The organism is Enterococcus mundtii (assembly GCF_003957375.1).
Classification (GTDB): domain Bacteria; phylum Bacillota; class Bacilli; order Lactobacillales; family Enterococcaceae; genus Enterococcus_B; species Enterococcus_B spodopteracolus.
The window spans coordinates 14,534-30,724 of sequence record NZ_CP025472.1; the positions used below are offsets into that span (position 1 = coordinate 14,534).

General features: G+C 35.5%; 21 protein-coding genes and 2 pseudogenes. 5 read left to right on the plus strand and 18 right to left on the minus strand.

Annotation, left to right across the window (positions count from 1 at the left end):
• Positions 1-89: 89 nt before the first annotated feature.
• Positions 90-962, minus strand: coding sequence for a LysM peptidoglycan-binding domain-containing protein (locus CYK55_RS00080; protein ID WP_126133765.1), 873 nt, complete (start codon positions 960-962; stop codon positions 90-92).
• 134 nt (positions 963-1,096) lie between these two features.
• Here CYK55_RS00080 and CYK55_RS00085 point away from each other — a divergent pair, with 134 nt between their 5' ends.
• A complete protein-coding gene (locus tag CYK55_RS00085) occupies positions 1,097-1,336 on the plus strand; it encodes a hypothetical protein (RefSeq protein WP_023520641.1) in 240 nt (79 codons plus the stop codon).
• Positions 1,337-2,067: 731 nt separating this feature from the next.
• Here the strand turns inward: CYK55_RS00085 and CYK55_RS00090 are convergent.
• The 9 genes from CYK55_RS00090 to CYK55_RS00125 all read right to left on the minus strand — a co-directional run bounded on the left by CYK55_RS00090 (position 2,068) and on the right by CYK55_RS00125 (position 5,595).
• Positions 2,068-2,451 carry a hypothetical protein gene (locus CYK55_RS00090; RefSeq protein ID WP_066026002.1) on the minus strand — a complete coding sequence of 128 codons (384 nt, stop codon included), beginning with the start codon at positions 2,449-2,451 and terminating at the stop codon, positions 2,068-2,070.
• A gap of 134 nt (positions 2,452-2,585) precedes the next feature.
• Positions 2,586-2,873 (minus strand): hypothetical protein, encoded by a 288-nt coding sequence (locus CYK55_RS00095; protein ID WP_066026003.1) that lies wholly within the window; start codon positions 2,871-2,873, stop codon positions 2,586-2,588.
• Between the two features lie 100 nt (positions 2,874-2,973).
• A complete protein-coding gene (locus CYK55_RS13400; protein ID WP_164546232.1) occupies positions 2,974-3,138 on the minus strand; it encodes a hypothetical protein in 165 nt (54 codons plus the stop codon).
• 38 nt (positions 3,139-3,176) lie between these two features.
• Positions 3,177-3,365 (minus strand): hypothetical protein, encoded by a 189-nt coding sequence (locus tag CYK55_RS00100; protein ID WP_066026004.1) that lies wholly within the window; start codon positions 3,363-3,365, stop codon positions 3,177-3,179.
• Between the two features lie 58 nt (positions 3,366-3,423).
• Entirely contained in the window at positions 3,424-3,642 is a 219-nt protein-coding gene (locus CYK55_RS00105; RefSeq protein ID WP_066026005.1) for a hypothetical protein, read from the minus strand.
• 61 nt (positions 3,643-3,703) lie between these two features.
• On the minus strand, positions 3,704-3,979 hold the full coding sequence (locus CYK55_RS00110; RefSeq protein WP_066026006.1) for a hypothetical protein: 276 nt from the start codon (positions 3,977-3,979) through the stop codon (positions 3,704-3,706).
• Positions 3,980-4,031: 52 nt separating this feature from the next.
• Positions 4,032-4,292 (minus strand): hypothetical protein, encoded by a 261-nt coding sequence (locus CYK55_RS00115; RefSeq protein ID WP_066026007.1) that lies wholly within the window; start codon positions 4,290-4,292, stop codon positions 4,032-4,034.
• Positions 4,285-4,812, minus strand: a complete 528-nt coding sequence (locus tag CYK55_RS00120; RefSeq protein ID WP_066026008.1) for a hypothetical protein — start codon at positions 4,810-4,812, stop codon at positions 4,285-4,287. Before CYK55_RS00120 ends, CYK55_RS00115 begins: the two co-directional genes overlap by 8 nt.
• Before the next feature lie 492 nt (positions 4,813-5,304).
• The gene (locus CYK55_RS00125; RefSeq protein ID WP_241234751.1) at positions 5,305-5,595 is read right to left on the minus strand and encodes a hypothetical protein; all 291 of its coding nucleotides are present in this window, start codon (positions 5,593-5,595) and stop codon (positions 5,305-5,307) included.
• A gap of 945 nt (positions 5,596-6,540) precedes the next feature.
• On the opposite strand from CYK55_RS00125, the gene CYK55_RS00130 reads away from it, so the two are divergent.
• Entirely contained in the window at positions 6,541-7,512 is a 972-nt protein-coding gene (locus CYK55_RS00130; RefSeq protein ID WP_066026009.1) for a helix-turn-helix domain-containing protein, read from the plus strand.
• A gap of 187 nt (positions 7,513-7,699) precedes the next feature.
• Here CYK55_RS00130 and CYK55_RS00135 read toward each other — a convergent pair whose 3' ends face one another.
• Complete coding sequence (locus CYK55_RS00135; protein WP_066026010.1) at positions 7,700-7,987, minus strand: type III secretion system protein PrgN; 288 nt, start codon at positions 7,985-7,987, stop codon at positions 7,700-7,702.
• A gap of 162 nt (positions 7,988-8,149) precedes the next feature.
• A pseudogene (locus tag CYK55_RS00140) lies at positions 8,150-9,648 on the minus strand (primase C-terminal domain-containing protein).
• A gap of 671 nt (positions 9,649-10,319) precedes the next feature.
• On the opposite strand from CYK55_RS00140, the gene CYK55_RS13910 reads away from it, so the two are divergent.
• From CYK55_RS13910 to CYK55_RS00150, 3 genes are read left to right on the plus strand one after another with little or no spacing between them, the layout of a single operon-like run.
• Complete coding sequence (locus tag CYK55_RS13910; protein WP_277600544.1) at positions 10,320-10,697, plus strand: ParA family protein; 378 nt, start codon at positions 10,320-10,322, stop codon at positions 10,695-10,697.
• Positions 10,667-11,185: a ParA family protein gene (locus CYK55_RS13915; protein ID WP_277600545.1), complete on the plus strand. Its 519-nt coding sequence runs from the start codon at positions 10,667-10,669 to the stop codon at positions 11,183-11,185. The genes CYK55_RS13910 and CYK55_RS13915 overlap by 31 nt, the downstream gene beginning before the upstream one ends.
• On the plus strand, positions 11,178-11,534 hold the full coding sequence (locus CYK55_RS00150; RefSeq protein ID WP_066026012.1) for a hypothetical protein: 357 nt from the start codon (positions 11,178-11,180) through the stop codon (positions 11,532-11,534). Before CYK55_RS13915 ends, CYK55_RS00150 begins: the two co-directional genes overlap by 8 nt.
• Before the next feature lie 361 nt (positions 11,535-11,895).
• Here the strand turns inward: CYK55_RS00150 and CYK55_RS14040 are convergent.
• From CYK55_RS14040 to CYK55_RS00185, 6 genes and pseudogenes are all read right to left on the minus strand, one after another.
• Positions 11,896-12,068: pseudogene (locus CYK55_RS14040) on the minus strand (Tn3 family transposase); the annotation flags it as partial.
• 8 nt (positions 12,069-12,076) lie between these two features.
• Positions 12,077-12,259: a hypothetical protein gene (locus tag CYK55_RS00160; protein WP_126133790.1), complete on the minus strand. Its 183-nt coding sequence runs from the start codon at positions 12,257-12,259 to the stop codon at positions 12,077-12,079.
• Entirely contained in the window at positions 12,256-12,603 is a 348-nt protein-coding gene (locus CYK55_RS00165; protein WP_066026637.1) for a hypothetical protein, read from the minus strand. Before CYK55_RS00165 ends, CYK55_RS00160 begins: the two co-directional genes overlap by 4 nt.
• A complete protein-coding gene (locus CYK55_RS00170) occupies positions 12,596-13,921 on the minus strand; it encodes a Y-family DNA polymerase (RefSeq protein WP_126133767.1) in 1,326 nt (441 codons plus the stop codon). Before CYK55_RS00170 ends, CYK55_RS00165 begins: the two co-directional genes overlap by 8 nt.
• A gap of 217 nt (positions 13,922-14,138) precedes the next feature.
• A complete protein-coding gene (locus tag CYK55_RS00180) occupies positions 14,139-14,360 on the minus strand; it encodes a hypothetical protein (protein ID WP_126133768.1) in 222 nt (73 codons plus the stop codon).
• A gap of 308 nt (positions 14,361-14,668) precedes the next feature.
• Positions 14,669-15,748 carry a lipoprotein gene (locus CYK55_RS00185; RefSeq protein ID WP_066025966.1) on the minus strand — a complete coding sequence of 360 codons (1,080 nt, stop codon included), beginning with the start codon at positions 15,746-15,748 and terminating at the stop codon, positions 14,669-14,671.
• Between the last annotated feature and the right edge of the window lie 443 nt (positions 15,749-16,191).

Here is a 16,191-nt window from a genome sequence, read left to right on the forward strand (position 1 = left end):
GGCTTCGGCATCTACTATTCATTTTTTATCACCTCAGTACATAAAAAAAAGGCAAGCTTTTCAGCTTTACCTCTTTTTTACATTATTTTTTAATTATAAAATACAACTGTCCATCCAATTATATCGCCTTTAGCATTTAAGGCAGGATTTATTAAGAATCTAGTAAACTCAACAAATTTATCCTCAGCCCATAATGCATATGCTTGTGCATTAGCCTCTTCTTGAGTAGCTGCAAAAATGCCGCTATTTCCAATATTAACAGGAATATTATCAGTTTCATTGTCCTCGGAGCCATTGTCACCACCTGAACCATTATCCCCGCCTGTTGGAGGTGTTGTTTCTGTACCCCCACCAGAGGAACCGTTATCGCCACCAGTTGGTGGTGTTACAGTGTTTTCTCCGCCAGTTGAGCCATTGTCTCCTCCCGCTGGTGGTGTCACGGTGTTTCCTCCGCCAGTTGAGCCATTTTCAGCACCTGTCGGCGGTGTTACTGTGTTTCCAGCATCCGTTGACCCACTATCTTCTGTTGCAGGAGGGGCAGGAACTGTCGCTGCTGGAGAACCTTGATCAGTACTAGAACCAGTTGCTGGTGCTTGTCCGATTGGTTGCCCTGGATTGACTTTGTCGTTTTCGTTGATTACTGCTTGGCTAATAGTGTTCCCACTTTGATCTTGTACAGTAGCAATGTTTCCTTCAAATACTAACTTATTTCCCTCGAAAATGACATCTACATTCCCAATGCTATTCCATTCAGCTAATTTTTGAACTGAAATATTTGTCGCTCCGCTAATGGCGCTTAGAGTATCGCCCCACTTTATCGTGTATTCATTGCCAGAAATTTCAGCTTTGATTTGTTCAACTGATCGAGGCGTCCATTCTGCGGCCTCTGCTTTTTCCGTCTGAATAGCTAACGCCACTCCTCCAACGGTTACACCGATTGCTAACACTTTTAACATTTTCATTTATTCTTCCTTCTTTCCTTTTTGTATTATATCAATATCATAATATACATATAATGATAGGTCAACAATTATATCGTGGATTTTTTTCTTTTTTTCATCTATACTACTTCTATAGATACTTAGGGGGTGTTAACATGAAAGATACCGATTCAAAAGAAATGCGAGAATGGATCTTAGATAATCTTGTTACAAAGCAAGGTGCTATGAAAATTACGGGTCAGTCCGGACCTGCCTTTCAACAAGCAGTAAGAACGAACATGGTCACTCCTTTTGTTGAATACAATGAGTCTCCAGTAGTGCGTTTATACTTAAAAAGTGAGATTGAAGCTTATGCAAAGCAAGTCGCACTTAGAAAGAATAAATTGAAAAAATGAATAATCAAAAGAACTATCATTCATTGGAAACAAATGAATCCTAGCTTAGTAGTTACCAGGGAGGACGTCCTTCACGAAAAGGGCGCTTAGCGTTGAAATATTTCAAGAGTAAAGTATTCTTTGAGACTTTAAAAAGGAAAAACCTAAACCTAGAATTTGGATTGAAAAGATCTCCCTGGCAACTATTAAGATAGGATTTACTTATTTATAATAACTATAAATTAAGCATATCAAACCTGATAAATTTCGCCAAATGATATCCTGTGCATTTTCATACAATTTTAATAAAACGATTGATCGATATAGACCAAATATCTTTTTAGTCGAGAAAAACGGTTTAATATTGTATTTATTTAAAAATAATTTCCAACCATTTTGGTAAAGATAACATTTTAATTTTTTAATGAATTTCAATATCCTTTTCTTGTAAATTTTTTCACTATCAAATCAACTTCAATGAAATCACTAAAAAACCAAACACAACAAAGTACCACAAAAATAATAGGACTAGCGGAAACCACAGAAGTCCGAAAAAATAATAATTCCAATAAACTACCGATCCTAAAATTAGAGTAACAAAACCACTGATAAAGATTCGCCAAAACCACATTGCTAGTTTTTCAAGTCGCCGTTCGTATTCTAGTGTCCATTCATTTGAAATCATAATTTGCGACACGCTCCTTCTACTGCTTCTATTTTCATCGAATTCATTTCTCCTATTAACCGATTGTTCAATGGTCCATTCGAAGCCCTAAATTAGTTTCTTTTTGTGCATAATCTTCGACAAGGCTCATTACATCTTGCCACACCTCATCAATACTTTTTTGATTTACTTCTCTTTTGAACAAAACCCTACTTGAAATGCTCTCAGGATATACTAGAAGTGGATATGCTTTCCAGATAATTTGCTGAACATAATTTTTATCTACATATTCTTTAAGTTCATGATTGGAGTCATAAGCTAACTTTCGAGAAAATTGAACATTATTTATCGAATTATCAAAATTAGACTGCTCCATTTGTACTTTCATTGCCATCGATATAATCCCAATAAACACAATCACATGAACCACTACTTTTAACAATCCCTCATATTTGTTTTTCAATATAAACATTGCTATCCTCCTGATTCATTCTTAAGAATGCGATTAATTATTCTTCCGGCATACGTGTCAATTCATTCAGCGTTATAACCAAAGAGAAAAGATATTTATAATGAACAGCATCTATAATTTTGGTGGTTAGTGGACTAAACTAAAGCTCCGTCAAGAGCCAATAACGTTGATTCATTGTCATTAATGCAACTAAAAACCTGATTACCTGCCTCATGAAGACCTACTGGCTCAGCTGTCTCTTCACTCACTGTATTCGCAACTTTTGTAATGGCAACTGTCGTCTCAAGTTCTTTCATACTAGCCATAAAGTCCTCTTTGTCTTCTACGTCACACACTACTTCTTCATAAAATTCCATACATTTCCCTTCATTTTCAGCTGCTACAATTGCAAAATACGGGTCATTAATTTCAAAAAATCTCATTTGTTATCTTCCTCTCTAGTTTTTTATTTCTGTCGATACTAAACTATCTAATATTTATTCTTAAAAGCTCTATTGCTGTGCCACTTTTTGTGTTTTCTCCTCAATTTGCAGAAGTACGATTAGAATCTATATTAAGTTCAAAACCCTGTTTCTGAGCAAATGTTATTTCTTCTTCAAAAGCTTGTTGCGCCTTCACTTTAGAACTATATAGCGTAGGTAAGTTTGACTCATTTGGGGTAATATTTATCGCCCAAACATATTTCATTGTCTTCGCCTCATTCCTTTATCTCTACCATTAGTTGACTAGTCTCCCTTGACCTCCTCTAAGTCGACAGGAGATACGTCTTGCGGGTATCTGCCTTCTAAATATTTCTGCTTGCCGATAACACATAAAACGCCGTCCGGATAAGTACGAACATATTCGACGATCGTGCCTATTTCGAAGTTGTGATTATACCGGCTATTGCCTACGACTTTGAATTTTTTAGTCATTTTCATTCTCCTATTCCACAATCTCTTCCACTAATCAACTATTTGGGTGGATTACTGACTAATTCAAGTTGCTGACTTCAATGCACAATGTAGGAATATCTTTTCCATCATGTGTACTAACACCTGCTTCTAGTAGCGTTACCTCATATTCTGCCGCTCGTGGGTAAGTTCCTATAATATCTTTAACTAAAATTCCTGTTGGGTAAGTCTCTTCTACAATTTCAAACGTTACATCGGCTTTGTCTGGGCAAAATTTCAATAATTCGTTTAGTTTCATTTTCAGTTCCTCCTATTCGGATATTTCTGTCATAAAATTGCTTCTTTCAAACGTTCTGTTTCTAAAAATTCAACAGTAATTCAGGTTTTTTTAAAAACAGCAAAACATTTTTTTTGGATTTATGAATTTTTCTTACATCAAATAGTTCTCCTGTTTCTAGAATCTCTATCCCCTTACCAGAACGAAGATTGTGAATGTCTACCGCTCCACTGTTGAAAATCCGGTACTCGATTCCCAGATAGTACTCTCCCTTATCCACGAATTTACTTGTATGACCTGCCTTAAACACTTGGCAATGTTTCTTTTTAATTTGGCAATAAACTTCTTTTTGTTCCATAGCTATTAATCGTTCCTTTCTGATTGAAAAAAATAGAAGCTCATAGGAATTCCTACAAGCTTCTATTTCTCTTACACGTATATTTTGGCTTAATTTTTAATAGTGTTTCTGTCTTCCAACTATCAATATCGACTCGTTTTTTAATGTAAGTAACTTCAAAATAAGGCGAACCACTGATTTCACGGCGTAAATCAATTGACCTTTTATTGTTCCATGTTCCTTTTTGTTCTTGTAATTCAAAGTAGTCAGCTAACAAAATCTTTTTTCTTCTGCCAGAATCCATAAATGACAACAATTTTTCAATTTCACTCATGAGATTCTCCTAAAAAAGAGAAACTTTGTTCAGAAAATAACCTATTCACTTCTTCAATCTCCGAATCTATTATTCCAACTTCCATTCCCAGTTCTCGAATTATCTTGATATATTCTGATTTTATATAGGCATTCTTTAGTAATACTACCAAACAACCAATAAGACAAATAGCTGTAAAAAAAATAATAATCGAATACCTATAAATTCCACCCAAATCGCCACTCTCCGTGTAGATCAAAATTAGGATTTGGGTTATACAATAGATTAAACATACAATAGAAATTGGAATCATAGCAATGAACTCCGGAAAGATATAACGTATTAAACATTTAATTCGTTTGGAAATGTTATCATCAATCGCTGATGACATTCTGTTCATAATTTCAATTGTTTTTAACCTTTTAAATCTCAAATTCTTTAACTTTATCTCACAATCATTTCTTATTTCATCTGCCTCGAGACGACTTATTTTTGACATAGTCTCCCTGTACTTCTGATCAGCGTCAAATGATTTTTGCATATCTTTTCTCCTTCGACAAATTTGTTAACATCTTCGGAAACCTCTCGATTATTCTTAAATAACTGCTCCTTTGGACCACCTCTATTGTTATAAATAAAAGAGAAGAACAACTTCTTTAAGCTTTATCGATTGATCAAAGAAGATACTTGGCTTGATCAATTAAAAAATATTTTTACTTACAAATGATATTGGAATCACTTTTAGGATAAGTGAGAACCTGCCGGTTTAGGGTTCCGAGCTACCTCACATATTTCTCACTCCCAGTGCTACCAAGCCCAGATATCCATCTGTAAGCCGTCTGAAAGAAATAAATATGAACTTCAATGCTTGAGGTGTTCCAATAGTCACCTCAAGCCCTGTCCTTTATGGGTGAATAGCAACGTGTTATAGACAGTCAGATTCCCACGTCTTTTCTGCTATTCTTGATATTCTCTTTTCAAAGGACACACAAGTTTTCACTTGCAAGTAGAAATATTTTTTAATCGTTTAATTCTAAGAGCGTATTTTATAAGGAAACTCAACTAAGCAAAGAGGATCAGATCGCTTCGATCGTTTAGCAAAAATGACTTTTCCTGGCAATGCGGCAGTCCTAATATCCTCAAATCTTTTACTTAACGAATCGATTTGTCTTGTTTGCGGATTAAATATTTGACCATCCCCAGCATTGATCCAAATTGAACGATCGAACAAACGAATCGACTGTGATCGATTTTCAATTTCTGTTAGTGAACAAACCGAAGTAACAGCCCTCACTCGTCTGTTTTTGCTTTTATCAACTACCAATTCAACCAATCCTCTCTTATGAAATAATTTGAAGTATATTTTCCAGCTCCAATCTCGTGGTCAATAATCACGTCGAACACGATTGGTGTATCCTAATAATGCTAAAAAGTTAGCTACCTCCACTTCGGCAAGCCTACTTTCTTGTCTCTGCTGTTTTAACTGCTCGATCGTTAAACCTTTTCCTCGGTTTTTATTAAAAAATTCTTGAAATTCCCGCTAAGTCATTCTAATCACCTCCCGTTTTGGCAAAAATTTGCTAAAATATATTTCAGACAAACAAAAAAGGGTGCCACGTGACCTAAATCACGTGGCACCCCTTACTGTTCAGCTATTTCCAACGAGATATTTAACTAGAAAAGTCGACAGTCTTCCCCATTTGGGCGTGACTAAGAAGCTATTCTATGCTAAACTAAACCTCGTTGGGCGCAGCCCAACAGAGGGGTATGCACCATGATATTAGAGCCTTGAAATCTAATATTCATGCATACATGTGCTCAGGTGTAGGAGCCTGATCGCATGTCGCATCCCCTTTTTTGATTGCCTGAAAATATATCTCAACCTGCGCAATCAAAAAAACTATATTTAAACATTAATTTTTTTCTTTTTGCCAAAATTATCATTTTCACAAAAAGCATAGCATTGTTCTGTTCTTTTCGCAAGGAATTTCCGAAAATACAGAATTGCATGCTTTTTTTAGTTTTGATGAATTAGTATTCTATGTCCGCTCAAAATTTATTTATAATCTATTTATTACAAAGGTATATAGCCTTTATATTAGATACTTTGAACAGAAAAGTTAACAGTCGAAATCCTCCTTTGGATTTGTGCACAAATAAATTTGATATCTAAGTTAATTATTACAATTTAATCAATAATCTTCAAGTAAAACTTTTGGATATGCCAATTTGGCATTTTTAAATAAACAAATATAATCGGAGTGAAATTATGCGATTCCATGAAACGATAAAATATATACGAATCAAGTTGAATCTTACACAAAAGGACATTTACGAAGGAATAGTATCACAATCAACATATTCACGATTCGAAAATGGTCTGCGAATACTTCCAATCGAAGATATAGAAGTATTCGCGAACCGTTTAGGTATGCAACTATCCGACGTATACACTATCCAAAAAGAACAAGACAACTGCATGACTTACATTATCAATCAAACTAAAAAATGCCTTAATCAAAAAAACGATCCTATGCAAGAACTAAACATCCATAGTTTAGAGCATTTATTCAAAACTGCGAATAAGTATAAAAATAGTTCTTTAGAATTTCTGCGGTACTTTTACTTAATTCGACAACACTTCCACAAGTTTAGTCCTAACATACCAAAGATAACCTCCAAAGATACGGATCGTATTTATTTTGAATTAAAAAAACGGAAACTGATAACTCGGATACACCATCAATTCATCATAGATTTTACTGTACATTTTTCGGACGAACAAATTTTAGACATCTCTAATTTTTTTAAAGAATATGATTTTAATCAAATCTCATCGTTCAACTCACAATACTCTTATCAATTACCCGAAGCGTTGTCCAATTTAGCAGATAGCTCTATTGATCGAGCATTATACCGAACAGACAATATAAAAGGTAAATTATTAGATAATGCAAATGAACTTCTGTCAATGTTGTTTAAATACCAAAATATAAAATATTCTTCAGACCATGTAATCTTATACAAAGTATCAAAATACCGATATGATTACTACATAGCAGACAATGAACAAGATAAAGCATCCGCTAGACAAAACTTAGAAGATTTTTTAGAAGAATTAAAATATTACATCAGCAAAGCCCCCGTACGACACATCTACGCAGAAGGCTGTATCCCATCTGTAGAAAATACACTAGCTGGTAAGCTGCCACTAAAAGAAATAAATTATATAATCACCTAACCCATGAAAGACACACAGAACCCCAATCATCTGTGTGTTGTATTCTAAAAACAAAATATTCTAACGTTAATGCCCTCATTCACAAGCTCATATAGCCCTCGACGTTATCAATGCCTTACCCTCACTTCGTTCAGTCCTAGACATCGATAAGCTTTCCGGACAATTCCACCTTCAACTCCTCTTAAAATTAATCTACATACTTCTTTTCTTTTTTAGGATCTATACTCAAAAGAAACTGTTCTTCTAACTGTAACAACTCTTTATAAACCTTATCCATTGTCCATCCTGAAGACAGACTTAAACAATACAAAAAGTCACATGGTAACAATCCAACAGGACGATTCCGATAAGCCCAAGTTGCTACAGTACTTTGTTTATAATCATGTAACTCACAAAATTCCTCTACTGACATCCCTAGCTGCTTAATAATAAAAACACTGACAGGATAGGGATAAACAAAAGTATTTACTGACATAGACGGTAAACCTCCCCCAGCATATTATCGCGCATGTGATAATAATAGTCCTCTTCTTAAAACCAGGCAAGCAAGGAAATACTAAACAAGACATATCCGGCACGTAAGAAAGGACAGACGTATCATAGATATAATGTAAAAGGCAGTTTGCGGGTTTTAAATTTATCCGGAATCGAGTTGCAATAAATCCATTTGTACGCCGGTTCTCTTGGGCTCTATCAGCTGCTTAAATGTCTCTTGTATAAATGTCCGGCCCAAGCCAAAGGCCTCAGAGATCTCATGGAAATACGCTTCTTGCACCTCTTTGTTTACTCGAATGATTGATCGCATCAAGGCGTGAACAGAGGCTAAAGTAATTCCGCCATTGCGGCCGGTCCTAACTCGGAAGTAGATCTTATTTTCGTTCTTCAGTTGCTTCAGCACTTTATCTAGGGATCGTTCCGGAATCTTTAATTCTTCTCTCAACTCTTTTTTTGTAGAAACGATATACGGTTTGTAGGTATAGGACTGTTCGTTCAAATAAGCCAGCAAATCAGCTGCCCATTCATGACTATGCGAATACTTGCGTACAGCTCTTTCCTTCTTGAACTTCCACCATCCACGCTTTTTATTGAATAGCTGCTCTTCAGAGAGATTAGTATCGACCCACTCCTGGCACAATACAACAATTTTTTCTCTATGTGCGGCTTGATACTTTCCTGAATAAGCCGATCGAATAATCCTAGTCAGTTCTCGGTCAGTCAATGGACTTGCTAATCGATCATTGAACTCAAGCATAGCCAACTCACACTCTTCGATCTCATATCCTGAAGAAAAGTAGGCCAAAGACAGGGTAAATATGACGTTATTTCGGCCATAAATCCCCTTCTCTCCTTGAATTTTTGACTCCGTAATAGCAGCTGAAACCACGGCTCATCGACTTGGCGGAACTCCTGGTTTGATGGCAAGACAAAAACATTCTTACTCTCAGTACTCTTATCAGCATCCACACGCATTGACCAATTGATCCACTCTTCAAAAGAGTAGCGATATTGTGGTTCAAAGAACAAAACATTCTCTTCAGAAGGCATCCGTGTGATCCCAAAGTGATTCGCATTCACATCTACCGGAAAACGATATTCGTTCGCTAACTTGTTTCGCAGATTATTGGAGATCATTTTAGCCACGTTGATCACTTTGAAGTTCGATTTCTTTGTCACATAGGCAGGTTTCTCTAACACATAAAATGCCTGGTATCCGTGAGTAGTCCGCAATACCATCGTTGGCATAAAGCCAAGCTCGTTACTGGCCAGAATGATTTCTCCGTAATCAAAATTTGGATCTAGCGTGTCAAAATCAACAAAAAACGTATTAATCTGACGTAAATTGTCCTCAGAATGGCCTTTAGTGAACATTCTCCCTTCATCAGCATATGTCCCATACCGGAAAACATTAGGGGTCCAATGGCTAAATGCATTGTTGTTCTCAATGATTCCTTCTTCAGAAGTGATCACTAAGCCAATTCCCTCAACCATATGTTCTTTCGAACGGTACGCGAAAATAGCCCCTTTCCCCGACTGATCACTGAAAGAGACTGGTTTAAGGTGGCTATTTTTATATTTAAATTTACGGATACCGTTTTGTAAGATCGTTGAATAAATGACGTCTAAAGAAGCTGCCATGCTTACTAATCCTTTCTAAACAAAAAAAGAGAACACAAATTATCTTTCGATTTGTGTTCTCCCAATGGCTAGATATGTCAAAAACATTTTAAGAAAGCATGACAAATAAGCGTGTATATATTGAGTTGCCCGTCAAAAAGTGGTAAGATAAGCTTGTAAGTTCGGATTGTCAGTCCGAATAGCTTATCAAATTACATAAGTGGTTTCCAGCCACTTACATAACTTCCGAGACGAGCGAGAACACATAGTTATTGTATGTGATTCAGAAAAATAGGTGAGGTCCAATTCACTTATTTTTCCGTCTCTTTTTTATTTTTTATTTTTTCCAGTTCTAAATTAAACACAAATCTAGCATATCTTACTTTTTTCATCTTGTAAACTCTTATTTTCTGCAATTTAATATAGTTATTGTCGCATAAACCTGTTAATATCAACAATCACAAAAGGCACTAAAATACTTAAGTACTTAAGTATTTTAGTGCCTTTTTTAAGTACTTAAGTACTATGACGTTTTAAAGTCGCATTTAATCACTGATAGATCACCTTGTAAACACAAACGTAATAAAAGTACTTAAATACTAAAGTTTCTATTGACCCGTAACTTTCAAGGTGGTATTATTATTGCAAACAAGTATTTTAACACTTTAGTACTTATTTAAGGAGGTAGAAAAATGAAAAAAAATCGCTCGAATTCAGAAGAAATTATTTCGCTAGTGAAACAAGTCAAGGATCTCGTTGCTGAAAAAGGTGCTCCAATTGTAATTTCTGTTGCGAATCAAAAAGGCGGCGTTGGCAAAAGTGCTACCGTTGATAATTTAGCGGAACTGTTCGCCAGTTTCGATCTTGTAACAGATATCGTAGACATAGACGCACAGTCAAGTATAACTAACCTAAAAACTGACCTCAGAAATATCATCGATGAAAATCTACCAGAAATGACTCAGGTAATGCTAGAGGAAGAAACGTTAGAGAACATTACTTATCAGATTAAGAATAATCTGTTTATTCTCCAACAACCTTGCGTCTATCAGATGCCGAACTTAACCTAGTTAATGCTACCTTAAGAGAACTGATTCTGAAGAAGAACATAGAAAGCCTCGAGACAAAATTTGATATCATTCTGATCGATTGCCCTCCTTCAAGAGGCCTGCTTACTGTAAATGCTCTTAGTGCATCAGATTTTATCTTGATTCCTGTTCAATCCGAATATCAAGCTCTCGTAAGTATCGAATTGCTTTTTTCTACAATTAATAAAGTGAAAAATTCAATTAATCCTAATCTAAAGGAACTTGGGTATGTAGTCACTATGGCAACTAATACAAACCACAGCGACGAAATTATTGAGGAAGTTAAATCTGACGATAAAGCAGAAGTTATTTCTATCATCGATAGAAGCATCGTAGTATCCGACGCTGGTGTTGCTAACATGTCAGCATACGAATTTGATTCAAATAATAAAGCTGGTATTGCTTACTATAATCTTGCAGTGACAGTTCTACAGAAAATAGTATCAGAAGGAGTTGTTCAAAATGGCTAAACGCGTATCTATCAAGGATAAAAATATAGCTAAAACAAATGATATCGACACACTATTTCCTACTTCAAACCCACAAACTTCCGATCAAAATGGGACTAAAAAGAAAGTTAATGTTCTTAGAAAAATTGAAGATATAATTTCATATTACAAAAATTTTAAAGGCGGTAAACAAGTTTCAATATACTTGCCTGAAGAGATTCATCGGATGGTTAAAATGAAAGCTGCACAAGACGATCGTAATATGAAAGACGTAATGAAAGATTTAATTCTTGATAACTATCTAACTGAGTCAGAAATCAAAGAAGCCTACCGTTCATACGTTGATAAATTAGAAGAAGACAGCAAATAAGCCTGAGACACTTTAGTACTAAAACACTTTAATTGTTTAGTGCTTAGGTGTCTTTTTTATGGCATCATATCAAATCGGACTTTTTAATATTAAAGTACTTAAACATTTAAGTGTTTAACGATTAAAACGTTTTGTTGCTGCCTTCTTCGACTAAGACAATCGAAACTTCGTAGCATAAATTTTCTTGATTAACTTTAGGGGGCCTCCGTTCCTTATTGTAATCAGAACCTTTAACGTTTAAGTGGTTAAGTACTTTATTACTAAAACACTTTAGACCTTTAGGACTTATAGGGTAGTAATTAATTGGGTACATGGAACATAGAAACGAAATAGTGCGGTAGTGTACAAAAGACGAACATTACTAGAAATCCTCTATATTTAATGGGGTAATTCCCCATTGGATAGCCCGTCTTCATATCGAAACGTATACTTGCCGACAAAATTAATATGATCACTTATTAATGGAGATTGCTTTCGTATCACTTCTTCAGAACAGTCGTATCCTTCGGCTTTCATTTGTTCAAAGACTTTTTTTTACTTCTCTAACTCTTTTCATACGGTGCAATATAATAGTAGAAACTATGATACCCTGCGCTAGCTTCCACATAAAAGGTAACGCATTCAACGCCAACCTCGTTAATCAATTGTTGCCCATATCCCCAAATTTCCTCTAGTAATTCTTCATAGCAAATATAGCGCCATTCGTACTGCTGAATGATATTCATAGCTGACTCCATTTATCTAACTCCTGGATTCCAACATGGCGAATTTCATCGTAGTGGACTTTATGATCACCAACAAAGATTCCTAGTTCATCATGTCCTTTGATTTCACCAATAATATCATCCGGATAGTAACCTTCAGAATCTCGTTCTTCTTTTTGAATACAAACAACTTTTCTTTTCAGGACAGCAGCGTTCAATACTTCCGTAATCTCTTCCGTTGTCATCTGCTCTTTGGCCAAGTTTTGATTGGCTCGTTGCTCGACGTCTGCATCGATCTTTTCTGTGTGATCCGAGAGATAAAAACCTGCCCACTTTAGACGACCTCGATCGTTGTAATCAATCATTATTAAGCCCTCCATTACCGCCCGGATGCCCTCCGACTAACGTACTTCTAGTAATACTACGTGCGCCTTCTAACTTAGAAGAAGCGTGGACAATCGACGTAAATCCATATTTCTGTCGGATCTTGTCGATAATCTTATCTAGTTTTTCCTCATTGATCTGTTGTTGTGGATCACTAAACAAATCAAGCTGAAGCGAATCGGTATAAACGAGCTTACTATAGGTAATTCCAACGTGCCTTACTTCTTGTCCTTCATAATATTTGTTGAATAAATACAGGCAATAGTACTGAAGCTCTTTCGTATTATCAGTGAGTGGGATCTTCATTTGGTGCGAAAACCCTGACTTTGTTTCCAGGATCGACGTACCTATATACAAGCGAACACAACCAGTCTTGCACTTATGTTGTCGAATACGTGCAGCCACTTGTTCCGCCATTTCTTTTACCACGATCTCTACTTCTTCTTTCCTCGTATAATCCTTCGGTAGCACCTGAGAATTGCCATAAGATTTCTCTTTCGTTGGTTCTGGTGGTTCTGCGATATCCGTTCGATCAATCCCATTCGCATGAAAATAGAGCTGTAGTCCAATAACCCCTAATTGCCTCTTGAGCGCGTATGGGTCCCAATTGGCTAAATCTTTAATACTCAGGATTCCCATATGGTTCAATCTTTTTTTCATGCGTGATCCGATACCCCAAAAGTCCGTCATTTCTTTAATCGCCCAAATTTTTTCTGGCACATTTTGATACGTCCATTCCGCTATAAATCCCTTATTATGCTTGGCTTCATTATCTAAGGCTAATTTAGCTAAAACAGGATTATCACCAATCCCGACAGTTGCGATCAAACCAGTTTGACGGTAAACGTGTAACTGTATCTGTCTTGCGAGCTGTTTTCGTCTCTCACTTCTTGTACCTGGTGTTGTAAATAAGTTCAGCGATTTTGTTACCTTTAGAATCGATTCATCGATGGAATAGATCAATAAGTCTTCATCTGCGACGTATTGCCGAAAAATACTGTTTACTTCCATATTTTTTTTAATATATAAGTTCATCCTTGGTGGTACAATGTGCAGTTCTTTAGGCAAAGGATAAGGTAGATCACGCGGTCTACTAACATTCGTGATCCCATATTTACTTTTGGCAGTTGGTGAAGCGGCCAAAGTAAGCCCTGACCCTGTATTATCTGCTCGACTCATCACGACCAATTCAGCCGTTAACGGATCTAAGTTTCTTTCAACACATTCCACCGAACTATAAAAGCTTTTCATGTCGATTAGAAAGTAATCATTGACTGGCTCATTTGAGTAATCAAGCATGTTGTTCTCCCCCATTCCAATTCGATTATACAAACATACGTTCGCTTTTGTAAAGGGGAACATTCTAAAATAACAAAAAAGTCAGACTAATTGTCTGACTATAATAAACCTACTTATTTTTTTCATTTAGCAATTGGAAGTCTTGATCAATGAATTGATAACAATTCCACAATTTTCACAATGATATTGTTTCGTTTGAATATTTTGCTGAATCAGCTCACCGCAAGCACAATCGATCGATACAGCCGTTCTTCGTTCTAATCCATATAATGGACGTCCCCAAAAAGTATAGCCCACAATTTTCACAATGATATTGTTTCGTTTGAATATTTTGCTGAATCAGCTCACCGCAAGCACAATCGATCGATACAGCCGTTCTTCGTTCTAATCCATATAATGGACGTCCCCAAAAAGTATAGCCTACTTGTTGTTCTTTCATTTACTTCGTTCCTCCCTAAAAATATGTCTATTCGTAGCTGGTATGACGCTCCGTTCGACCAATGATACCTCTTAACGTGTGAATCTGACCTTAGAATGCTCGTATGAACACGCTTTTTATATAATAGTTCTCTCTTTTGCTAAATAAACATTACTATCAATTTTATAACATAAAAACAAAATACTGAAGTAGTGTACAAGAGACGTACATAACTAAAGTCCCTCTATATTTTCTCGCGAGTTCAAAGAAGCCTTCTTTCAAAATAAAAATTGTCTACCGAAACTCTTACGGTAGACAAAATTAGTAAATTATTCTTCGACTCGCTTATATCCGTATCCCTCATATAGTTGGATAACAGATTCCACGGAATAAGTCGAATCCTTAGTATCTGTGATAGATACTAGGTCAGCAACGTTAACTTTGTTTTCTTCATCAAGAAATAAGTCTGAGTAGCCAATTATAGCAGTAAATTCAGAATTCAACTTGTTCTCAGTTCCACCGTAATACCTCTTTACGCTGACAATCTTTATCAGATTTCCATTGTTTGTTGCAGAATTAAAACTAAACTGTGAGTCATTGTTATTTCTAGTAAATTGTCGATAAAATAGGCCCTCCTCTTTTATCTCAAATCGAGATCCGTAAGATTTTTCCGGGCTCCAGTCTTTATATGATCTATTCACTTCTTCATCGATCATACGTTTAATATCGTCTAAATTAACAATATCAGTAGCTTTTTCGGCAACTTCATCTAATCCTTTAACTTCAAAACTAGGATCAAAAGCATCATCTAAAAGATAACCCCTATCTGCCAAACGATTCTCTAAATCTTCTGATATATCAATTTTTGCTAGATCTCCATTCTTAAATTTCCCATCATCAACTAAAGTAAATTGAACATAACGTAAATCGTCCGGAAGAGTATTATCAATTGTTGCAGCCCCAAGTCCACTAACACCATTAAAGTTAACAACTAAATGCTTTTCAGCTTCTCCTGTTGTTAACTTCTTCGGTTCATCAAGACCTTTAACAACTATTTCTTTATCTCCACCGACTAAATTTTTAACTTTTGAAGAATCAACTTCAAGTGTTAATTTAACACTATCTCCATTTGATAACTCTGAATTTTTATCTAAATTTATACCTAACATTTCTTCAAGTTGTTTATCATCATAGTAGGCGTTGCTACTTTCAAAGGCTAACTCCTTGTCATTCTCATTCAAATAACTACGAAGACGGTCATGATCAACAAAATAACTAGCAGTTCCTCTGGTATCTAACCCCTTAAAATTGACATCAACAAAATCTAGCATCTCGATATTTCCTTGCCCACAAGCCGACAACAGAAATACACTCACAATAGTACCTAAAAACAAAACAAACTTTTTCATCATTCACTCCTTACAATTTTCATAAAAATAACAATATTTTAAAATATTACTGATTTTATGATATTTAACTATAATTATATCATAAGGGGTTAATATAACATAAAAATAACCTGATAGAAATATATGAATTGACTATTAGAACGCTATTCAAAACACACTTGCTCCACTATCTACATTGATAAAATAAAATTCTTAATAGCTCAAATAGTGTTAGGAAAGATACTAAAAATTTTTTTCTTTTTAGGATCAATATTTAGAGTATATGAACATAAAACGATAACACATGTTGGGACTAAAAAATAAATATTTCCAGACCATCTGTTTATTTTGAACGTCCTTTTAACAAATAAAATTGGGTAAACTGAGATGATAAAGTTAGGCTCTTCTATTTAAATTTATATGCTATAATAAATACAGTTAGATATAGCTTACGCTTCTTTAGA

What these genes read in the sequence shown, in the direction of transcription:
- CYK55_RS00080 (WP_126133765.1), bottom strand. Translation starts at nt 962, where the DNA reads ATGAAAATGTTAAAAGTGTTAGCAATCGGTGTAACCGTTGGAGGAGTG.
- CYK55_RS00085 (WP_023520641.1), top strand. Translation starts at nt 1,097, where the DNA reads ATGAAAGATACCGATTCAAAAGAAATGCGAGAATGGATCTTAGATAAT.
- CYK55_RS00090 (WP_066026002.1), bottom strand. Translation starts at nt 2,451, where the DNA reads ATGTTTATATTGAAAAACAAATATGAGGGATTGTTAAAAGTAGTGGTT.
- CYK55_RS00095 (WP_066026003.1), bottom strand. Translation starts at nt 2,873, where the DNA reads ATGAGATTTTTTGAAATTAATGACCCGTATTTTGCAATTGTAGCAGCT.
- CYK55_RS13400 (WP_164546232.1), bottom strand. Translation starts at nt 3,138, where the DNA reads ATGAAATATGTTTGGGCGATAAATATTACCCCAAATGAGTCAAACTTA.
- CYK55_RS00100 (WP_066026004.1), bottom strand. Translation starts at nt 3,365, where the DNA reads ATGACTAAAAAATTCAAAGTCGTAGGCAATAGCCGGTATAATCACAAC.
- CYK55_RS00105 (WP_066026005.1), bottom strand. Translation starts at nt 3,642, where the DNA reads ATGAAACTAAACGAATTATTGAAATTTTGCCCAGACAAAGCCGATGTA.
- CYK55_RS00110 (WP_066026006.1), bottom strand. Translation starts at nt 3,979, where the DNA reads ATGGAACAAAAAGAAGTTTATTGCCAAATTAAAAAGAAACATTGCCAA.
- CYK55_RS00115 (WP_066026007.1), bottom strand. Translation starts at nt 4,292, where the DNA reads ATGAGTGAAATTGAAAAATTGTTGTCATTTATGGATTCTGGCAGAAGA.
- CYK55_RS00120 (WP_066026008.1), bottom strand. Translation starts at nt 4,812, where the DNA reads ATGCAAAAATCATTTGACGCTGATCAGAAGTACAGGGAGACTATGTCA.
- CYK55_RS00130 (WP_066026009.1), top strand. Translation starts at nt 6,541, where the DNA reads ATGCGATTCCATGAAACGATAAAATATATACGAATCAAGTTGAATCTT.
- CYK55_RS00135 (WP_066026010.1), bottom strand. Translation starts at nt 7,987, where the DNA reads ATGTCAGTAAATACTTTTGTTTATCCCTATCCTGTCAGTGTTTTTATT.
- CYK55_RS13910 (WP_277600544.1), top strand. Translation starts at nt 10,320, where the DNA reads ATGAAAAAAAATCGCTCGAATTCAGAAGAAATTATTTCGCTAGTGAAA.
- CYK55_RS00150 (WP_066026012.1), top strand. Translation starts at nt 11,178, where the DNA reads ATGGCTAAACGCGTATCTATCAAGGATAAAAATATAGCTAAAACAAAT.
- CYK55_RS00160 (WP_126133790.1), bottom strand. Translation starts at nt 12,259, where the DNA reads ATGAATATCATTCAGCAGTACGAATGGCGCTATATTTGCTATGAAGAA.
- CYK55_RS00165 (WP_066026637.1), bottom strand. Translation starts at nt 12,603, where the DNA reads ATGATTGATTACAACGATCGAGGTCGTCTAAAGTGGGCAGGTTTTTAT.
- CYK55_RS00170 (WP_126133767.1), bottom strand. Translation starts at nt 13,921, where the DNA reads ATGCTTGATTACTCAAATGAGCCAGTCAATGATTACTTTCTAATCGAC.
- CYK55_RS00180 (WP_126133768.1), bottom strand. Translation starts at nt 14,360, where the DNA reads ATGAAAGAACAACAAGTAGGCTATACTTTTTGGGGACGTCCATTATAT.
- CYK55_RS00185 (WP_066025966.1), bottom strand. Translation starts at nt 15,748, where the DNA reads ATGAAAAAGTTTGTTTTGTTTTTAGGTACTATTGTGAGTGTATTTCTG.